This is a genomic window from Labrenzia sp. THAF191a (assembly GCF_009363335.1).
Classification (GTDB): Bacteria; Pseudomonadota; Alphaproteobacteria; order Rhizobiales; family Stappiaceae; genus Roseibium; species Roseibium algicola.
The window spans coordinates 4,547,948-4,566,929 of record NZ_CP045333.1 but is presented as its reverse complement, the minus strand read 5'-3'; the positions used below and the strand labels follow the sequence as shown (position 1 = coordinate 4,566,929).

The following is an 18,982-nucleotide window of genomic DNA, read 5'->3' as shown; positions in this document are numbered from 1 at the left end:
GTCCTGCGCCCGAGCTGTGCTGCCTGTCCCAAGAACCAGACCCAAAATCAGTCCGGAAAACAACAAGGCGGTGACCGTAAAAACCGAACGCCCGGCAATCGAAGTCGTTACCGGTGTGTCTGTTCCGCATGTCGCCGTCGCGGATGTTGGTCGGCTGAGCGTCATCCCATGATGGAAAAAAGCTTACCATGACGTCAGCCGACTGCAAGCACGGTTTCCGGGCACGCACCGCGCTTCACGCCTGCATCAGCGGTGGAGCCGGATTTTTGGAGGCAGTTTCAGTCTCAAGCAGCCAGCTTCACCCAGACTGGCACATGATCCGACGGCTTTTCCCAGCCGCGCACATGCTTGTCGATACCGCACCCTGAGAACCGGTCTGTGGCCTGCGGCGACATCAGAATATGATCGATCCGAATGCCATTGTTCTTTTGCCAGGCACCTGCCTGATAGTCCCAGAACGTGAATGTTTCCGGCGCTTCGCTGCAGGACCGGACTGCTTCGGTCAAGCCGAGGTGGGTGAGGGCACGGAAGCGTTGCCGGCTCTCAGGTTGAAAGAGAGCGTCTTCCAGCCAGTTCTGCGGGTTCTTGGCATCTAAGGGATCGGGGATGACATTGTAGTCCCCCAGAAGCAGGAATGGCGTTTCTTCTGAAAGCCGCTTTTGAGCGTGCGCAATCAAGCGGTCCATCCACTCGAGCTTGTACGGAAATTTTTCTGTTCCCAGCGGATTGCCGTTGGGAAGGTAGAGGCAACCGATTCGAACCTGGCCGCTATCCGTCGACAGACTGCCTTCAATATAACGGGCCTGTTCGTCCGCATCGTTTCCAGGCAAGCCGCGCTGAATATCAGTCAGCGGCGTCTTGGACAAAAGCGCCACACCGTTGAAACCCTTTTGGCCGTGTGTTTCGACGGCGTAACCGAGGTCTTCAAACGGCTGACGGGGAAAGTTCTCGTCGACGGACTTGATTTCCTGAAGGCAGGCGACATCCGGAGACGCTTCCTTGAGCCACTCAAGGACAGTGTCGATACGTGCCTTGACGCCGTTTATGTTCCAGGTCGCAATTTTCATGAGCGCGGTTGCCTCAATTGTTCGAAACTGCCGGGGCAACCGGCGTCAAATGGGTATAGCAACAGTGTCAGATCGTGAAACTGGTGCCGCAGCCACATCCGGCGACCGCATTCGGGTTGTTGATCTGAAATGACTGGCCAATCAGATCATCGACGAAATCGATTTCCGATCCGCTCATGTATTGAAGGGAAATGGAGTCGATCAGAACCGTTGCCCCCGGCTTTTCGATCACCAGGTCGTCGTCTTCGCGGCTGTCGACCACGTCATATTTGTACTGCAGTCCGGAACAGCCGCCGCCTTCAACGCTGACACGCAGCATGCTGCCGCCCGGCTCCTTGGACAAAATCGCAGCAATGCGCTTGGCAGCGCGGTCGCTGACTGTTACGCCAATTTCAAGTGTTTCGGTCATCTTTCACCGACTCGCTTAGTTCCGGCAATGTGCGGGAACGTTAAACCTGATTTGTTCAGATAAGTATGTTTTGAGGCCGCCCGCGTCAATGTGTTGCCCGCGGCCCGAGCAACAGCAAACGCAGACCGGTTCTGTGAAGGATGGCTGGAAACTGATGAAAGCGGATATCGGATTTGGGGGACAATCCCGCGCAATATATGCGGAAAACCCTCTGGAAAGCCGGGGCAGACTCTTCCCCGAGCCTGAAAGCCCGACGCGGACACCCTTCCAGCGGGATCGGGACAGGATTATTCATTCCTCCGCGTTTCGTAGGCTCAAGCACAAGACGCAGGTTTTCGTCTATCACGAAGGTGACCATTTTCGCACACGGTTGACCCACACCATCGAGGTATCGCAAATCGCGCGCTCGCTGGCACGCGCTTTGCGGCTTGATGAAGATCTGGCGGAATGCCTGGCCTTGTCACATGATCTCGGTCACACGCCGTTCGGGCATGAAGGCGAAGACGTCATGCATGAGTGCATGGCACCCTTCGGCGGGTTCGACCACAACGCGCAATCACTGAGGGTCGTCACTCATCTGGAGCAGCGTTATGCCGAATTCGACGGTCTGAACCTGGCCTGGGAAACCCTGGAAGGGTTGGTCAAGCACAACGGCCCCTTGATTGATGCCAGCGGTGCGCCGCTCGGAAAGTTCAAGGACAGCCAGTTACCGTTTGCAATCCGCGACTATGCCAGGAAACAGGACCTCCTGTTGCATACCTGGCCTGGCGCAGAGGCACAGGCCGCAGCCATTGCCGATGATATTGCCTATGACGCGCATGATCTCGATGACGGATTGAGGGCAGGGCTGTTTGCGATCGAAGACATGCGCGATGTGCCGTTCCTGGCCGACATCCTTGCCGAGGTCGACGGCAAATATCCGGGTCTCGAAGAGAGCCGACGTATCCACGAGATCGTCAGGCGATCGATCACGCGCATGGTTGAAGATGTCATTCGCGAAGCGGTGCGTAATCTGAACGACGTTGCTCCGCAAAGCGTCCAGGAGATTCGCATGGCGGGACGTTGCCTCGTCGGTTTCTCTGCGGACATGACCGCTGCGGAAAAGGAAGTGAAACGGTTCCTGTTCGCCCGGGTCTACCGGCATGAAGATGTTCTTGCCGTTAGAAAGCTGGTTGCCAGGGTTGTGCGGGACCTGTTCGCAAGGTTCCTTGCGGAACCGGACCTCATGCCGAAACCGTGGAACAGTGGCCTTGGCAACCTGGGTGAAACGGAAATCGCGCGACTGGTTTGCGACTATATCGCCGGAATGACCGACCGATACGCTATCGAAGAGCACCGCAGACTGTTTGACGACACTCCTGATTTGGGGTAGGCGCAGAGGCAACTTTACAGCCCCGTGGCGCCGAAGGCTTTTCCTTCGCAGCGCGCGGGGGCTTTGTGTTTGAAAACCAAAACTTGACCGGTGTTCTATGAATATCTTCGCGGACTTCACGCTGCGCGTCAAAGACGCTCTCCAAGACCTTGATTTAAAAGATGCAAATGGAGAGGCGCCAGATCTTTCGCGAGTCGTCGTGGAAGCTCCGCGTGATCCGGCACATGGCGACCTTGCCACCAATGCTGCAATGGTGCTTGCAAAACCACTCGGCATGAAGCCGCGCGATCTTGCCGAGCAGCTTGTTGCCAAGCTCAACGCTGATCCGGAAATTACCGAGACGACGATCGCAGGCCCTGGTTTCATCAACCTGCGTGTCGCCCAGGGGGTCTGGCACAAGGTTCTGGGCAGCGTACTGGATCAGGGTATCCGCTTCGGAGCACAGGAACGTTCTCCTGCTCCGAAGGTCAACGTTGAATATGTTTCCGCGAACCCGACAGGTCCGATGCACGTCGGTCATATTCGTGGAGCGGTCGTGGGTGATGCCCTGGCGAACATTCTGGCATTTGCCGGCAATGACGTGGTCAAGGAATACTACATCAACGATGCAGGCTCGCAGATCGATACGCTGGCCCGTAGCGCCTTCCTGCGTTACCGCGAGGCACTCGGAGAGGACATAGGCGATATTCCGGCTGGCCTTTATCCGGGCGACTACCTGAAGCCCGTCGGTGAAAAACTCAAAGCGGAGTTCGGTCCGTCGCTGGCAAGCAAGGAAGAAAGCGAATGGCTGCCGCTGGTAAAGGAGCGGGCGATCGCCGCCATGCTCGAGTTGATCCGGCAGGACCTGGCAGCGCTCGGTGTCGAACACGAGGTGTTCTATTCCGAAAGAACCTTGCATGATCGCGGCTCGGGCAACGGTTCGAAGATCGATCACATGCTCGAAACTCTCCGGAACAAGGGGCTGATTTACGAAGGCACGCTTCCGCCACCCAAGGGTCAGGTTCCTGATGACTGGGAAGACCGCGAGCAAACACTGTTTCGCGCAAGCGACTTTGGAGACGATACCGACCGGGCTCTCAAGAAGTCCGATGGCTCCTACACGTATTTCGCTGCCGACGTCGCCTATTTTCAGGACAAGTTCGAGCGCGGGTTTTCCGAAACGATCTACGTTCTTGGTGCCGATCACGGTGGCTACGCCAAACGCCTTCAGGCAGTCGGAAAGGCGATTTCCGACGGCAAGACGGAAGTTATCGTCCGGTTCTGCCAGCTTGTGAAGCTGATGCGTGACGGCGAGCCGGTCAAGATGTCGAAACGCTCCGGCGATTTCATCACACTTCGCGATGTCGTGGATGAAGTCGGGCCGGACCCGGTTCGCTTCATGATGCTGTTCCGCAAGAATGATGCACCGCTGGACTTCGACTTCAAAAAGGTTACGGAACAATCGAAAGACAATCCGGTCTTCTATGTTCAATACGGCCATGCGCGTTGCTGTTCGGTGTTGCGGCAGGCGGCCGATGAACTCAAGGAAGCCGGGTATGCGGTTGATGATCTTGCCGGGGCCGATTTCACCCTGCTGGATGACATCGGCGAGCAGGAGCTAATCGCCAAGATGGCGGAATGGCCGAAAGTGGTCGAAGCAGCCGCAGAAACACATGAGCCGCACAGAATTGCGTTTTATCTACATGAACTCGCTAGTTCTTTGCATGGCCACTGGAATAAAGGCTACGAATTGCCTCATTTACGTTTTATTCAGGCCGGTAACTTGAAATTAACCCTAGCGCGTCTTGCTTTGGTTCGTGCAGTATCTTTGGTGCTCGCTTCAGGTCTAATGATTCTCGGCGTGAATGCTCCTGAAGAAATGCGCTAGTTTTAATGGCCGCTGGGAACGACTAAATGGCTCGCCAGCGACTTGAAGTGGACCGGTTTTCGTAAAGCTCATGTCACAAGACTACGAAACAAAGCGATCAGATTTGCGCGCCTCGCAAAACGAGGCGGGCGGCGAACGGCCGGCCGCGGAGGATCCGCTGGTTGAATTGGCCCGGATTGTCCACAAGAACAAGCAATCGGGGGCAAATGTGAGCAGCGGCCGCGTTGGTAGTACAGATTATTTTGCGGGGCTGGACGATGTGGCAGGCGATGCGCCTGCACAATCCACCCCGGCGCCGTCGCGCATCGAACCTTCGTTTTCAAATCTTCGTCCGGTGTCGAATACTCCTGAAGCCACTGCTGGCGCGGACTTCGCGGAAGAACCTGAAGGAACACACAGCGCCTCCAGGAATGATTTCTACGCGGCTACACCGCCGTCCAGCTTCGAGCAGTCTTTCCAGCTGGAAGAGCCGGTTCAACCCGCTCCAGTGACGCCTTCTTCCCACGTTTCTTCGCTTTGGCCGAGCGAGCCGGAGCAGGTAGCTGAACCTGTACAACCAGTCGCTCCCCCGGTCGGCGCGTCACATGCTCCGGTGGATCATGTCGTGCAGTTTCGCACGCCGCAGGCTGCCCCAGTGCAGGCTGAGCCGGAGGGCGCAAACGACAAATCCTATCTCGCACCTTCAGTTGCCATGGATCTCGAACAGAATCTGACGGCAGAGCTGGAAGACGAGTTGATCGGCGCCTTGCGTCAGTCCGTGGACGAGACACACCCGGCAACCACGCCCGATATGGGATATGCAGACGAGGTGGAAGAGGCTGCTCCTCAAACTCCCTCAGTACCTGTGATGCCAACGGCATCTTCATACTCCCGCGACAAAACGGATTTTGCCGCTTCTGATAGCTTGACCCGCGCAACACAGGTGCCGAGCGCACCGTCCGTGTCTCCCGCCATTGGGACCGCAGCGTCCAGCATTTCGAAGCCAATTGATACGCCTCGTCCATCGGACGACTACCGGATTGGCGGCGTGCAGCACGATGAACCGGTTGAGGCAGTTGCTGGGGATGAGGAGGTATTCGAAACCTCCAGCTACCAGCAGCCGGTAACCGGGCAGCGTCCGCAGATAGACGAGAATGACTTTTTTGCTGCGCTGAACCCGGTTCAGTCCGAACCGGCCGCGCAAAAGGCGGAGGCCGCCGCGCCGGAACAGCCAGGAGATCCTGCCGGCATAGACGCCCTTTTTGCCGATCTTGATTTCCCGGCCCCAACGTCTCGAAAGCCTGTTGGTGGATCGTTCGATCCATCGTCGCAGGACACTTCGTCAACAGAGCCGGATCTGGACGATATGGCTTGGCCGGCCGCAGCTGAGGCGGTTCCTCAATCGGAAGACGACGAAACGCCGCCACCGCCGGAAGGTTATGACCTTGATGCGGTTGCACGGGCAATGCAGGAAAGCGATCCAAGCCTTACAGGTGCTGGCGTCCTGCCGCCTCACTCGGCAGCTGAACGCAACGCGATACCGCATGCGGGCGAAAAATCCCGGAAAGGCTTGTTCGTTGCAGCTGGAGTGCTTGGCGTTGCTGTCCTGGGTGGCGCAAGCTTCTTTCTGTTCGATAGCGACGCCGTTCCTGTACCCAGTGGTCCGCCACCGGTCATCAGCGGTCTGCAGGAGCCGCTCAAGGTATATCCGGAGCAGAGCCAGGCTTCGGCAAACGATCAGGCCGGCAAGCTTATTTATGATCGGGTCGACGGCACTGGTGTAGCCGGACCAGACAGGCTTATCCCGACAGAATCTCCACAACCCGCAGAGCTGCCGCCGGCACCTGCTGGCACCAATGGCGACGCCGATCTCGTTCCCGGAACTCCGAAACGGGTAAGGACTGTGGTCGTGCGACCGGACGGAACCATCATTCCTGAAGGTGAAGAACCTGCCGTGGCGACACCGGCGCAGCCTGAACCGGCGGCACCTGCGGAGCCTGATGCGGCTTCCGGCGAGAACGGTTCGCGGGTGGTTTCCACGTCACCTGTCGTGACCGGTGCGGATGTCGCGCCTGCAGATTCGTCAGCCACTGCACCGGAACCGGCTCAGCCCGATACACCGGCAATCGTAACCGGTGCTGACGTAGCGCCGGAACCGATTGCAAGTGAACCTGCTGCACCGGTGCCGTCAGTTGTGCCACGCAAGAAACCGGATGCACCTGTCCAGGTTGCCAGTGCTCCAGCCGTCACCACACCGGTGCAGGCGCAGCAGAACGATAGTCCGCTTAACCTGACGCAACAGCCTGCTGCCCCGGCAACAACTGCGCCCGCAGCACCGGCGCCTGTTGCCAGCACCTCCGGCGGCAGTATCCCGTCTGGGACCTATATCGTTCAGGTAACGTCTCAACGTTCTGAAGCCGCTGCAAGCGACGCTTACTCAGGACTGCAACGGCGGTTCCCGGCTGTATTGGGCAATCGGAACGCGGTGATCGTTGCAGCGACCGTTGAAGACAGGGGCGTGTTCTACAGGGCGCGGATCCCGACCGGGTCGCGCGATGAAGCAATTGGCTTGTGCGAAAGCCTCCAGGCAGCCGGTGGTGACTGCTTCGTTCGCAGACAGCCCTGAGACAGACTACACAATCGAAAAGCGTAAGTAAGACGGTCGGGTATTCCCGGCCGTTTTATTCTGCTGCTGCGACGGGTTCGTTCAACGAGGTGCCGCGCAACTGCGGTGCCATGTGACGGAAGACCTCGGCGATGGCATCCATGGCCTGGCGCACGGCGGGTTCCCGGCGCAAGTCCCGGTGAACGATGATGTGTTCGACGTTCGTGAGTTCCGCAAGCGGCTCAGTCAATCTGACGAGCTCGCGGTTACCGTCGCCCATGAAAACCGGCAAGAGACACAATCCGGCTCCCGATGCGGTCATGTTCATGAGAGTCGTCATGGTATTGGAGCGCAGTTTCGGCATCTGTGCCAGCCGGGTTTCCAGCCAGCGCATCTGCGAGGGATACCAGAGGTCGTCTGGAGCAAAGCCAAGCCATGTACAAAGCTTGTAACGTTCCGGTGTTCTGGCGGCGGGGTGTTTTGCGACGTAATCAGCCGAACCGTAAATTGCATAGGCCAATTCACCGATTTTCCGTGCAATCAACGTGTCGGTTTCCGGAAGGCAATTGCGGATCTGCAGCTCAATACTGCGTGACTGGTGATTGACATGCTGGTGGCTTGATATCAGTTCAAGCTCGACACCATCGAGCAGGCCTGTCAGCAGTTCAAACCGGTCAGTCAGAACCCGCGCACGGACTTCGTCCACGGCGACCCGAACAACCTTTAGTGCCGATCCGGACAAATCAGGCAGGATCCGTGCTGCCGCCTCCGCCTTCTTGCGCATGTCATCTGCTAGTGGGATCAGGCGCAGCCCGGCATCCGTCGGCTTCAGTCCTGTCGGCGTACGGTCGAATAGCCTTGCGCCTATCCGGTCTTCAAAGCTCTTCAGGCGGCGGCTTAGTTGCGGTTGGCTAATGTTCAGTGCCTTTGCCGCCCCGGAGAGAGAGCGCATGCGGGCAGCCGCATCAACCAGTTTCAGATCATCCCAGTTCATGGGTAGGTTATACCAATATACAGGGAGAGGAGCAATGTGATGCGTATACGCATACCCGTTATGGGGTTTTCACGACTGATTTGGCTGCCAGAGCAGTGATAGGACTTTCCTGAAATTACCTGGAACCGCTGAATGTCACAGAACTCTGTCTATCACCGCCCGGAAAACACGTTGCTTGCCCTGTTGCTTGCACTTGCCGGCATGGCTGCTTTCACACCGATATTTGCCGCAGGCAAACTGTCTGGAGGTTTGTTGCCGGTCGCTGTGCTGGTATGGCTTCGGTTCATTGGGGGAGCTGCAACGATCGTGAGTGTTGCTGCCGTCAAGCGTGTTCCGGTGTTCACGCGTGTCAGCCCGCTCTGGAAACTGCACCTCATGCGAGCGTTTTGTGGTGTTGGCGGACTTGCCTGCTCCATTTACGCCGCCAGCGTTCTGCCCTTGGCGGACGCAACTGCAATCGGCCTCACAAAAGGTATCATCGCCATCGTTTTGGCTGGTCTTGTCCTCAAGGAGGTGATCACCGGTCGTCATTGGGTCGCAGGTGTCCTGTGCGCTGCCGGTGCATATCTCGTGGTCCGGTCTGCGGAAGGTTCTGCGGGTTATGACGAGCTTGCACTGGCTGGTGTCATGTCAGCGCTCATGGGCGCCGTGTTCATGGCCTGCGAAGCCCTGATCATGCGCTATATTGCCCAGCGCGAGGACACCGTCACGATCCTGGCATATGTCAATGTCTTTGCCGCGGTGCTGTTGAGTGGGCCGGTCCTTTGGCTGATCGTCAAAGAGGGAGTTTCCTGGAACGATTTGCTGATTTTTGCCTGGATGGGTCCACTGGCAATTATTGGCCAGTCCATGAATATTTCGGCCTACAGACGAGCAGGGGCGGCAACACTTGCCCCCGTGTATTACGGCACAGTGGTGTTGTCGGCTGTTTTCGGTTTTGCAGTCTGGGGAGAAGTTCCCACTCGCGTCGCTGTCTTTGGGGCCGTTCTGATTGTGGCAGGAGGTGCTATTCTGACGCTGCCGAACCCTTTCAGAAAGTTCCGCCAGGCTTCCTGAGATGCCTGGCGCCAAAGGTCACTGACTGAGCTTTTCCGCAAGAAACGGCAGGCTTTCATCCAGCCGGTAATCCACTGAGGAATGATTATCGCTGAATTCCTGATAGACGTGGTCAACGCTGGCTTCGCTCAGTTTCCTGTGCAGGCGGCGCGCACCATAGACCAGGTTGTATTGATCGACATCACCGCATTCGATCCATAGCCCCTTCAAGGATTTCAGCGCATCGATGTGATCACCTACGATGTGCACAGGGTCCCACTTCAGCCAGGCATTCCAGCGTTCTTCAATGAGTTCGCATGTTTCCGGATCGACAGGCAGCCGGATACCGCAAAAGACCTCCGGATCGGGATCCGGATCGTAGGTTGCAGCCATGGCAAAGGTCATCAGGTCATGAAGTGAATTGCCCGGATATTTCGGACCCTTTTCAAAATCCCTGACGAAGGCTTCGATTGAACCCGCTTTTGCAATTGCCCTCAATGCGCTTGGCATTTCAGGCAGGTAACAAAGTTCAAACGCCATGTCACCGGAATGGCAGGCGGCGGCAGACCAGACGTCTGAGTGTTTCATCGCGTGAATGATCGCGCCGTAGCCACCTGAGGATTTTCCGAAGATACCGCGCTTGCCGGTGCCGCCGCACTTGAAGCGATTTTCAACATCTTCCAGCATTTCGGTTGTCAGCCAGGTTGCCCAGGGCCCCATTGCGTCGCTGTCGATGTACTGGTTCCCGCCAAGACGCGTGAAACAATCGGGAAATGCGACTGCAACAGGTGGCATGGCACCGTCATGGATGAGCCGGTCGAGCCGCTCCGGTACGTTCTCTCCGAAATTCTTCCAGTTCGTGTGCGCCGGGCCACCGGCGGTAAATCCGACGATATCCACCAGAAGCGGCAAGCCGCTGCCGTCATGACCATGCGGGGTATAGACGTGGATCTCGCGCGTTGCCGTATCTCCCAGCCGGTTTCGTCCAAGGATTTCAGATCTATGGGAAAAACGGTGCAGGGTGCCGGCAGGAATGTCGAGACGCGCGCGCATGGGGGCTCCAATCAGATCTGGGACGAAGGGCATCTAGATTGCAAGATAGTGACTAGGGTGCAAGAGGCAGCACTTGCATTTCTTGACGGCTCCCGGCACTGCGGCTAAGCCGGATCAATGACCAAAGCCTTTGTATCCGGGTGTGCCGGACTGACCCTGACGAGTTCCGAAATCGACTTTTTCCGGCAGGAAGACCCTTGGGGACTGATCCTGTTCGCGCGCAACATCGAAACGCCGGAACAGGTCAGGACACTCACGTCGGCTTTTCGAGATGCTGTAGGCCGGAGCGATGCTCCCGTTCTGGTGGATCAGGAAGGTGGCCGGGTGCAACGGATGAAGCCACCTCATTGGCCAAAGTATCCCGCAGCGAAGGCGTACGGTGATCTGTACGACCGGGACGCTGCAGCAGGACAAAGAGTTGCCTGGCTTGCCGGGCGGCTGATAGCGGACGATCTCAATCAGGTCGGTATAACTGTCGATTGCCTGCCTTGTCTGGATGTCAGGTTCCCTGAAACTGTCGATGCTATCGGAGACAGGGCGTTTTCACAGGACCCGGAAGTCGTTGCAACGCTCGGCAAGGCGATGGCGGAAGGTGCTCTGGCGGGGGGCGTCTTGCCCGTAATCAAACATATTCCGGGCCACGGACGCGCACGTGTCGACAGTCATTTGGAGCTGCCGCGTGTCGACGCGGCCATTTCTTCTTTGGAAAGCGTGGATTTCCGGCCCTTCAAGGCCCTTTCTCACGTGTCATTGGGGATGACAGCCCATATTGTGTACGAGGGGATCGATCCGAATACAGCCGGGACGCAAAGCGCGAAGGTCATTCAGGAAATCATCAGGGGTGAAATCGGCTTCGACGGCTGTCTGATGAGCGACGATATTTCCATGAAGGCGCTTGGAGGCAGCTTCGAGGAACGGTCCGGCAAGATCATCGAGGCAGGGTGCGACATCGTTTTGCACTGCAATGGTGATATGGATGAAATGATTGCAGTCGCGAAGGTGGTGCCCGAGCTTTCGGGTGAAGCCAGGCGGCGATGCGAGACGGCCTTGAGCGGCTTCCAGGTTCCCGATCCGGAATTTGACAGGCTTGCGGCCTTTGATGAGTTTCACTCCTTGACCGGCTGGCAGGGCGTTTGACCGGAGCGGCAATGGCGGAATTGGAAAACAGCTCGAAGCGACAGCAGGATGGTTCCTACGATCTTCTCAGTTCTGTCAGCACTCCCGAGGAGCGTGCGAGTTCCGATCCGCAACTTGTTGTCGATGTGGAAGGTTTCGAAGGTCCGCTCGACCTCCTGTTAGGCCTGGCGCGAACGCAAAAGGTAGACCTTGCGCGTATTTCCATTCTCGAACTCGTCGAACAATACCTGGAATTCGTGGCCGAAGCCCGCAGGATGAGGCTGGAGCTGGCCGCGGACTATCTGGTCATGGCTGCATGGCTCGCCTTCCTGAAGTCCAAACTGTTGCTGCCTGAGCAGAAGAATGAAGACGAGCCGACAGGTGAGGAACTTGCCGCGGCTCTCGCTTTCCGTTTGCGGCGTCTGGAAGCCATGCGGGAGGTTTCCGAAAAACTCCTGACCCGGAACAGGCAGGGTCGGGACGTGTTCCATCGTGGTGAACCTGAAACCATGTCGGTGCAACACAAGAGTATCTGGGACGCTTCCATCTACGATCTGCTGTCTGCGTATGCCACGCAGCGCCAAAGGCAATCCGTAACCTCCGTGCGCGTGTTGCGCAGGACGGTATGGTCGCTGCAGGAAGCGCGCGAACTGCTCACCAAACTGGTTGGCCGGGTCGGTGAATGGGCCCCAATGAATGCCTATCTGCGCGATTATCTCTACGACAACAAGGATTGGGCGACGATTGTCGCAAGCACCTTCAGCGCCAGTCTCGAGATGGTGCGCGAAGGTCAGGTCGAAATCCGGCAGGGCGAACCATTTTCCCCGGTCTATATCCGTGCCGTCATGAAGGAGCCGGATCATGGCGTCTGATTTCGATCTTCTGCAGTTGGAAAACGACGAGGAAACCGCTCCATCAAAGCCTCTGGATCCGGCCGGCCTTCGCATGGTCGAAGCGTTGCTGTTCGCCTCGTCCGAGCCGCTGTCGCTTGAAGAGCTGACACTACGTCTGCCTGAAGGCACGGATGTGTTGAGCCTTCTCGAGCAGTTGCAGAACACCTACGCCTCAAGAGGTGTCAATCTGGTCAGGGTTGCCGGGAAATGGTGCTTCCGAACGGCTGAGGATCTCGCCTATCTGATGCACCGGAACGTCGAAGAGCAGCGCAAATTGTCGCGCGCAGCACTCGAGACGCTTGCAATCATCGCCTATCATCAGCCGGTCACACGCGCCGAGATTGAAGAAATTCGAGGCGTTTCCACGTCCAAGGGAACGCTTGATGTTCTGCTTGAAACGACATGGATACGAATGCGGGGACGCCGCAGAACTCCCGGCCGTCCCGTCACCTACGGAACCACCGATCAATTCCTGATCCACTTCGGTCTGGAGAATGTCCGAGACTTGCCAGGACTTGAGGAGCTGAAGGGAGCGGGGCTTCTGGACAGCGCCGTGCCGGCCTCGTTCCTTGTGCCGACACCCAATGACGATATCGCATTGACGGAAGATGAGGATCCACTAGAAGACGGGTCTCTGTTTGACGATGATGACGCGGACGAGACCGCCGGATCCTGATGCCCGATCGCAAGATGCCGAATTCAACCAATGGCAATGGCCATACGCTGAGCTGGGGTGCGCCCGGAACAGCCGGGGCAACCATCGCCGCTGGTCTCGTCTTTGAGAATGTGTCTCACGATTATGATGGCGTGACATCGGTTCAGGACCTGAGCCTGTCCATCGCACCGGGCGAGATCCTTTGTCTGCTTGGTCATTCCGGCTGCGGCAAGACCACATTGATGCGTATTGCCGCAGGCGTTGAGCGTCAGAGCAAGGGCAGGGTACTGATCAACGGTCGGGAAATCGCCGGCGATGAACTGTTTCAGCCTCCCGAAAAGCGCGGTGTCGGCCTGATGTTCCAGGATTACGCGCTTTTTCCGCATATGAGCATTCTGGCGAATGTAATGTTCGGCCTGACCAATATGCCAAGGCGGGAAGCCCAGACCGCCGCCCTGAGCGCACTCGGTCGCGTCGGTCTGGCGGACTATGCAGCCGACTATCCTCACGCGCTTTCCGGTGGTGAACAGCAGCGTGTCGCGCTGGCCCGTGCACTGGTTCCCCGGCCCGGTATTCTCCTGATGGACGAACCATTCTCGGGTCTCGACAAACGTCTTCGAGACAATGTGCGCGATGAAACGCTCGCGGTTATTCGCGAAACGCGTGCCACCTGCATCATTGTGACCCACGATCCGGAAGAAGCCATGCGCATGGGCGACAAGATCGCACTGATGCGCCAAGGCCGCCTGGTTCAGCACGGCACGGCAGCAGACCTCTACAAGGCGCCCGTCGATCTGTTTGCCGCCAGGTTCTTTTCGGAATTGAACCAGTTGGAAGGTGTTGTGACCCCGGCAGGTGTCGAAACGCCGGTCGGCGTCTTGTCGTCGGAGGGATTGTCCCCGGGGCAGAAGGTTGATGTTTGCGTTCGGCCACAAGGCGTTGTCCTGAACAATGCCGGATTGTGCGGTGTTCCCGGCAGAATTCGTTCGAAACGATTCGTCGGGGAGGTCGATTTGTTGTCTATTGCAATAGACGGGCTCAATCATCCCCTTCAGGCAAGGGTTCGTGCGGGCAGTCCCTGGGAGCGTGGAATGGACGTTGCCGTCACGACTGATCCGAAAGACGTGCTTGTTTTTCCGCGTTCACCTTCCCAAGTCTAAGGGGAGGGCAACTTATCATTCCGTCTAAGTGATCGAAATCAAATAGACTGGCATGTTGCAGGGAGTGGGCCGTTTTTGTAAGAAGGGCCTAAGGGCTTTTAAAGCCGATTATCAGGAGTTTGGCGTATGGGCATTAGTATTTGGCAGATCTTGATCATCGCAGTGGTCGTTGTTCTGCTGTTCGGACGTGGCAAGATTTCCGATCTCATGGGTGATGTTGCGAAGGGAATCAAAAGCTTCAAGAAGGGCATGGCCGAAGACGACGTAGCCGACTCTCCGAAGACCATCGACCACAAGAGCAGCGAAACGGCATCGTCCGTGAACGCCGAAGATCAGACAAAAGCGAGCTGATCTCAATCTGCATCGCGTCTCCTTAAGGGACGATACATCTCATGTTCGATATCGGGTGGACCGAACTATTGGTGATCGCCTGTGTGGCGATCATCGTCGTGGGGCCAAAGGATTTGCCGCGCATGCTGCGCACACTTGGCCAGACGATTGGGAAGATGCGAAAGCTTTCGCGTGAGTTCCAGTCGACCTTCAACGACGCGCTGCGTGAGGCCGAACAACAGGCCGATATCGCGGACATGAAGAAGCAGGTCGAATCGGCTGCCAACTTCAATCCGCTGGGTGATCTGAAAAAATCCATCGAAGAAGACGCGACCAAGAAAGCCGACAAGCCAAAAGTGGCAGCCAGCGAACCGGCGTCGCCGCCGGCAGACAGCGCAAATGCGGACAAGGTGTCTCCTACGGAAGCAGCCCCGGCTGAGACCGAGGCAAAGCCGAAAACCGCGCCGGTGACGGAAGATGTAAAGGCATGAGCCAGGACGAAATCGACGCCTCGAAGGCGCCACTGATCGAACATCTGATCGAACTGCGCCAACGACTTATGTGGTCGATCGGTGCGATCCTCGTGATGTTTGTTATCTGCTTCTATTTCGCCACGGATATCTACAACATCCTGACTGTGCCGTATCTGCGTGCTGCAGGAGAGGGCCACCCGGTGGAGATGATCTTCACCGCGCCACAGGAATGGTTTTTCACCCAGCTGAAGCTCGCGCTTTTCGGCGCGCTCTTTCTGGCTTTTCCTGTCGTGGCCAGCCAGATCTACATGTTCGTGGCGCCCGGGCTCTACAAGCATGAGCGCGGTGCGTTCCTGCCGTTTCTGGCCGCAACGCCTGTGCTTTTCCTGATCGGCGCCTGTCTCGTCTATTTCCTGGTCATGCCCATGGCCATGGGCTTTTTCCTGTCTCAGGAACAGGCTGCGGCAACGGGAAAGGTCGCCATTCAGCATCTTGCCAAGGTGAGTGAATACCTGGGCCTGATCATGATCCTGATCTTCGCCTTCGGCCTGGTGTTCCAGTTGCCGGTGGTGCTGACCTTGCTCGGCAGGGCAGGCCTGGTGAGCTCCGATACGCTTCGTCAAAAACGCAAATATGCGATTGTTGGTGCCTTTGCTGCTGCTGCAATTTTGACACCACCCGACCCGATCTCGCAGATCGGTCTTGCGCTGCCTACGCTGCTTCTCTACGAAGTCTCCATTCTGTCCGTCAAACTGGTGGAACGCCAGCGTGCCGAAAGGGAGGCTCAACGCGAAGCCGAGGATGCGGCCGCTTGAAGCCTTGATCGCTACGCTTCCCGGATTGACAGACGGAATGGATTGAAACGACCGTCGTTCGGGAAGCGAAGATGTTTGATATTAGATGGATACGGGAAAACGCAGTCGCCTTTGACCAGGCTTTGGCTAAACGGGGTTATGAAGCTTCCGCAGCCAAGCTGATCGCACTGGACGATTCCCGCCGCTCCCATATCACCAGACTTCAGGAAGCCCAGGAACGGCGCAACGCCGCCTCCAAGGAAATCGGCAAGGCCAAGGGCTCGGGCGATGACGCGCGTGCGCAGGAGCTGATTGACGAAGTCGCACAGATCAAGGCTTTCATTCAGTCGGGTGAAGAAGAAGAGCGTAAGCTCATTGCCGATCTGGAAGCGGCTATGGCTGTCATCCCCAATCTGCCGCATGACGATGTTCCTGTGGGCGAGGATGAAGCCGACAACGTGCTTCTGAAGACGCACGGTGAAAAACCGGTCTTCACGTTCAATGAAGCTCCGAAAGAACATTATGAGCTGGGCGAAGACCTCGGCGGCATGGACTTTGCCGCAGCGGCCAAGCTGTCTGGGTCGCGCTTCGTGATCCTCAAGGGTCAGATTGCCCGGCTGGAACGTGCTCTTGGCCAGTTCATGATTGACCTGCACACCCAGGAAAACGGCTATATAGAGGTTTCGCCGCCGCTTCTGGTTCATAGCGATCCGCTCTACGGGACCGGTCAGCTGCCGAAATTCGAGGAAGATCTCTTCAAGACCACTACGGATCACTACCTGATCCCGACGGCCGAAATACCGCTGACCAATCTGGTTGCTGGTGAGATCCTCCCAGAAGATCAACTGCCGCTTCGTGTGACCGCGCTCACCTACTGTTTCCGGTCCGAGGCCGGGTCTGCCGGGCGTGATACGCGCGGAATGCTGCGCCAGCATCAGTTCCAGAAATGCGAACTCGTGTCCGTTACCAAGCCGGAAGACTCGCTCAACGAGCTGGAACGCATGTTGGGCTGCGCGGAGAAAGTTCTGCAGAAACTCGGCCTGCATTACCGGGTGATGACCTTGTGCAGCGGCGACATGGGTTTTGGCGCACGCAAGACCTACGATATCGAGGTCTGGCTGCCCGGGCAGGATACCTACCGCGAGATTTCGTCCTGTTCCGTTTGCGGCGACTTTCAGGCGCGCCGAATGAATGCAAGGTTCCGGCCTACCGACTCCAAGCAACCGCTCCACGTGCACACCCTCAACGGATCGGGTATCGCAGTTGGCCGGGCTCTGATTGCCGTTTTGGAAAACTATCAAAATGGCGATGGCACCATCACCGTTCCCGACGTTCTGAAGCCTTATATGGGTGGTCTGGAAAAGATCGGCTGAGCGGAACCGGCGAGAACGGCGGCCTGATCGGGATTGTCTGGATCCGGAGCGCTGGCATTCAGTCGCAGCATACCGCCGGAATTTTGAATGCAATGGACGGCAACCGCGCAAGTTTGCCGTCCATCTTCATTTGGGGCTCTTCGGACCTGATATCAGAAGAGCTCGTGGGAAAACGGAGCAAAGATCGAGATGCGTATCCTCATCACCAATGACGACGGAATTCAGTCTCCCGGGCTGACGGTTCTGGAAAACATTGCCAGGACTCTTTCCGACGATGTCTGGGTAATCGCTCCTGAAACCGACCAGAGCGGTGTTGCCCATTCCCTGACACTGAGCGACCCGCTGCGCCTTCGTAAGATCGATGACCGCCACTATGCCTTGAAAGGGACGCCAACCGATTGCGTGATCATGGGCGTGCGAAAGGTGCTTCCCGGTTTACCGGATCTAGTGCTGTCGGGTATCAACCGGGGCCAGAACCTCGCTGAAGACGTGACCTATTCCGGAACCGTTGCCGGGGCGATGGAAGGAGCCATCCTCGGGATCAGGTCGATCGCCGTTTCACAGGCTTACAACTGGGATGTGCGTGCCGAGCCGGACTATTCGACCGCTGAAGCCCACGCACCAGCGCTCTTCCGTCGGCTGATCGATTTCGAACTTCCGCAATATACTTTGCTGAATGTCAATTTTCCGGCCTGTGATGCCAAGGACGTGAAGGGGATCAAGGTTACCGTACAGGGGCACCACGAACAAAGCGGACTGTCCATCGACGAGCGTTCGGACGGGCGTGGTTATCCCTATTACTGGCTGCGTTTTCAGGATCGCGGCAAATCCGTACTTGATAATTCCGATCTGCAGGCAATTGCGGATGGATATGTTTCCGTTTCGCCGCTACGCATAGATCTGACAGCCCACGACCTGGTGACACACTTGGCGGAGGCTTTGGGGTAAACCCTGAGGGGGAACGGTTCATGGCCGGTCAATTGCCCGGCAAGGAAAACAGGACGATGGCGTCCGCTTTGCCGGATGAAGCGGAAGCCCGCGCTGCATTGGTTCTGGCACTGCGACAGCGCGGTGTCGGGGCGAGGGACGTACTGGCTGCAATTGAACGCGTCCCTCGGCGCCTTTTCCTGTCTGCACGCCATCACAGTCTTGCTTATGAAGACGCAATGCTGCCGATCGAATGCGGGCAGATCGTTTCGGCACCTTCAATCGTTGCCTTCACGGTACAGGCGCTTGCAATCGCCTCCAGTCACGTGGTTCTGGAGATAGGGACCGGTTCCGGCTATCAGGCAGCCGTTATGTCCCATCTGGCAGCCCAGGTCGAAACGCTCGACAGGTTCGCCACCTTGACGGATCTGGCAACACGGCGTTTTGAGGCGCTCAAACTGACGAACGTGAAAGCCCGGCAGGCCGACGGTTTGAGCGAGATTCGCCAGAAAGGCCCCTACGACAGGATTGTCGTCAACGCGGCAGTGGAAGAAGTGCCAGACCCTTGGCTGCAGCAGCTGAAACCGGGAGGCATCCTGATCGCGCCGGTTGGTCAGGCAAAAAAGGCCCAGCCGTTGATCAAGTTCCAGAAAACCGAGAGTGTTGTGACCGCGGAAACGCTGATGATGGTGCGGACGGTCATGTTGCAGCCGGGAAACGCCAAGAAGCTCTAGAACGATGTTTCATGCCGATTCTTGGGCCCATGCATTCGTTGAGCTTACTCGACCACTTGCCTGTTCAAATTTACTATAATCGGCGCGATTGCTGGCTTTCTGGTTTGCTTCAATACTGAGAAATCGTTGTTTTTCAGCGAAAGCGT

General features: G+C 57.3%; 18 protein-coding genes. 14 read left to right on the top strand and 4 right to left on the bottom strand.

All coding sequences use genetic code 11. From position 1 onward, the window contains the following. Positions 1–284: 284 nt before the first annotated feature. Positions 285–1,067 (bottom strand): exodeoxyribonuclease III, encoded by a 783-nt coding sequence (gene xth, locus FIV05_RS21045; RefSeq protein WP_152510858.1) that lies wholly within the window; start codon positions 1,065–1,067, stop codon positions 285–287. A 67-nt stretch (positions 1,068–1,134) separates the two neighbouring features. Then, on the bottom strand, positions 1,135–1,476 hold the full coding sequence (gene erpA, locus FIV05_RS21040; protein WP_075283952.1) for an iron-sulfur cluster insertion protein ErpA: 342 nt from the start codon (positions 1,474–1,476) through the stop codon (positions 1,135–1,137). A gap of 154 nt (positions 1,477–1,630) precedes the next feature. Here erpA and FIV05_RS21035 point away from each other — a divergent pair, with 154 nt between their 5' ends. The 3 genes from FIV05_RS21035 to FIV05_RS21025 all read left to right on the top strand — a co-directional run bounded on the left by FIV05_RS21035 (position 1,631) and on the right by FIV05_RS21025 (position 7,320). Further along, the gene (locus FIV05_RS21035) at positions 1,631–2,848 is read left to right on the top strand and encodes a deoxyguanosinetriphosphate triphosphohydrolase (protein WP_152510857.1); all 1,218 of its coding nucleotides are present in this window, start codon (positions 1,631–1,633) and stop codon (positions 2,846–2,848) included. Between the two features lie 97 nt (positions 2,849–2,945). Continuing rightward, the gene (gene argS, locus FIV05_RS21030) at positions 2,946–4,715 is read left to right on the top strand and encodes an arginine--tRNA ligase (RefSeq protein WP_152510856.1); all 1,770 of its coding nucleotides are present in this window, start codon (positions 2,946–2,948) and stop codon (positions 4,713–4,715) included. Positions 4,716–4,923: 208 nt separating this feature from the next. Further along, positions 4,924–7,320 (top strand): SPOR domain-containing protein, encoded by a 2,397-nt coding sequence (locus FIV05_RS21025; RefSeq protein WP_173013902.1) that lies wholly within the window; start codon positions 4,924–4,926, stop codon positions 7,318–7,320. A 55-nt stretch (positions 7,321–7,375) separates the two neighbouring features. On the opposite strand, the gene FIV05_RS21020 is transcribed toward FIV05_RS21025, so the two are convergent. Then, the gene (locus tag FIV05_RS21020; RefSeq protein ID WP_152510854.1) at positions 7,376–8,293 is read right to left on the bottom strand and encodes a LysR family transcriptional regulator; all 918 of its coding nucleotides are present in this window, start codon (positions 8,291–8,293) and stop codon (positions 7,376–7,378) included. 132 nt (positions 8,294–8,425) lie between these two features. On the opposite strand from FIV05_RS21020, the gene FIV05_RS21015 reads away from it, so the two are divergent. Beyond that, on the top strand, positions 8,426–9,349 hold the full coding sequence (locus FIV05_RS21015) for a DMT family transporter (RefSeq protein WP_152510853.1): 924 nt from the start codon (positions 8,426–8,428) through the stop codon (positions 9,347–9,349). 18 nt (positions 9,350–9,367) lie between these two features. Here FIV05_RS21015 and FIV05_RS21010 read toward each other — a convergent pair whose 3' ends face one another. Next, positions 9,368–10,381, bottom strand: coding sequence for an alpha/beta hydrolase-fold protein (locus FIV05_RS21010; protein ID WP_152510852.1), 1,014 nt, complete (start codon positions 10,379–10,381; stop codon positions 9,368–9,370). A gap of 117 nt (positions 10,382–10,498) precedes the next feature. Here FIV05_RS21010 and nagZ point away from each other — a divergent pair, with 117 nt between their 5' ends. The 10 genes from nagZ to FIV05_RS20960 all read left to right on the top strand — a co-directional run bounded on the left by nagZ (position 10,499) and on the right by FIV05_RS20960 (position 18,836). Further along, positions 10,499–11,518 (top strand): beta-N-acetylhexosaminidase, encoded by a 1,020-nt coding sequence (gene nagZ / locus FIV05_RS21005; RefSeq protein ID WP_152510851.1) that lies wholly within the window; start codon positions 10,499–10,501, stop codon positions 11,516–11,518. 11 nt (positions 11,519–11,529) lie between these two features. Continuing rightward, the gene (locus tag FIV05_RS21000) at positions 11,530–12,369 is read left to right on the top strand and encodes a ScpA family protein (RefSeq protein ID WP_062491667.1); all 840 of its coding nucleotides are present in this window, start codon (positions 11,530–11,532) and stop codon (positions 12,367–12,369) included. Then, positions 12,359–13,066, top strand: a complete 708-nt coding sequence (gene scpB, locus FIV05_RS20995; protein WP_152510850.1) for an SMC-Scp complex subunit ScpB — start codon at positions 12,359–12,361, stop codon at positions 13,064–13,066. Before FIV05_RS21000 ends, scpB begins: the two co-directional genes overlap by 11 nt. Before the next feature lie 14 nt (positions 13,067–13,080). Further along, positions 13,081–14,205, top strand: a complete 1,125-nt coding sequence (locus tag FIV05_RS20990; protein ID WP_209009734.1) for an ABC transporter ATP-binding protein — start codon at positions 13,081–13,083, stop codon at positions 14,203–14,205. Positions 14,206–14,331: 126 nt separating this feature from the next. Next, positions 14,332–14,556, top strand: a complete 225-nt coding sequence (locus FIV05_RS20985; protein ID WP_022998722.1) for a twin-arginine translocase TatA/TatE family subunit — start codon at positions 14,332–14,334, stop codon at positions 14,554–14,556. A gap of 41 nt (positions 14,557–14,597) precedes the next feature. After that, entirely contained in the window at positions 14,598–15,026 is a 429-nt protein-coding gene (gene tatB, locus FIV05_RS20980) for a Sec-independent protein translocase protein TatB (protein WP_152510848.1), read from the top strand. After that, on the top strand, positions 15,023–15,823 hold the full coding sequence (gene tatC / locus FIV05_RS20975; RefSeq protein ID WP_152510847.1) for a twin-arginine translocase subunit TatC: 801 nt from the start codon (positions 15,023–15,025) through the stop codon (positions 15,821–15,823). Before tatB ends, tatC begins: the two co-directional genes overlap by 4 nt. Before the next feature lie 71 nt (positions 15,824–15,894). Next, positions 15,895–17,175 carry a serine--tRNA ligase gene (serS, locus tag FIV05_RS20970; RefSeq protein WP_152510846.1) on the top strand — a complete coding sequence of 427 codons (1,281 nt, stop codon included), beginning with the start codon at positions 15,895–15,897 and terminating at the stop codon, positions 17,173–17,175. A gap of 189 nt (positions 17,176–17,364) precedes the next feature. Further along, the gene (surE, locus tag FIV05_RS20965; protein WP_152510845.1) at positions 17,365–18,123 is read left to right on the top strand and encodes a 5'/3'-nucleotidase SurE; all 759 of its coding nucleotides are present in this window, start codon (positions 17,365–17,367) and stop codon (positions 18,121–18,123) included. Positions 18,124–18,143: 20 nt separating this feature from the next. Continuing rightward, positions 18,144–18,836, top strand: a complete 693-nt coding sequence (locus FIV05_RS20960; RefSeq protein WP_209009733.1) for a protein-L-isoaspartate(D-aspartate) O-methyltransferase — start codon at positions 18,144–18,146, stop codon at positions 18,834–18,836. Positions 18,837–18,982 lie beyond the last annotated feature (146 nt).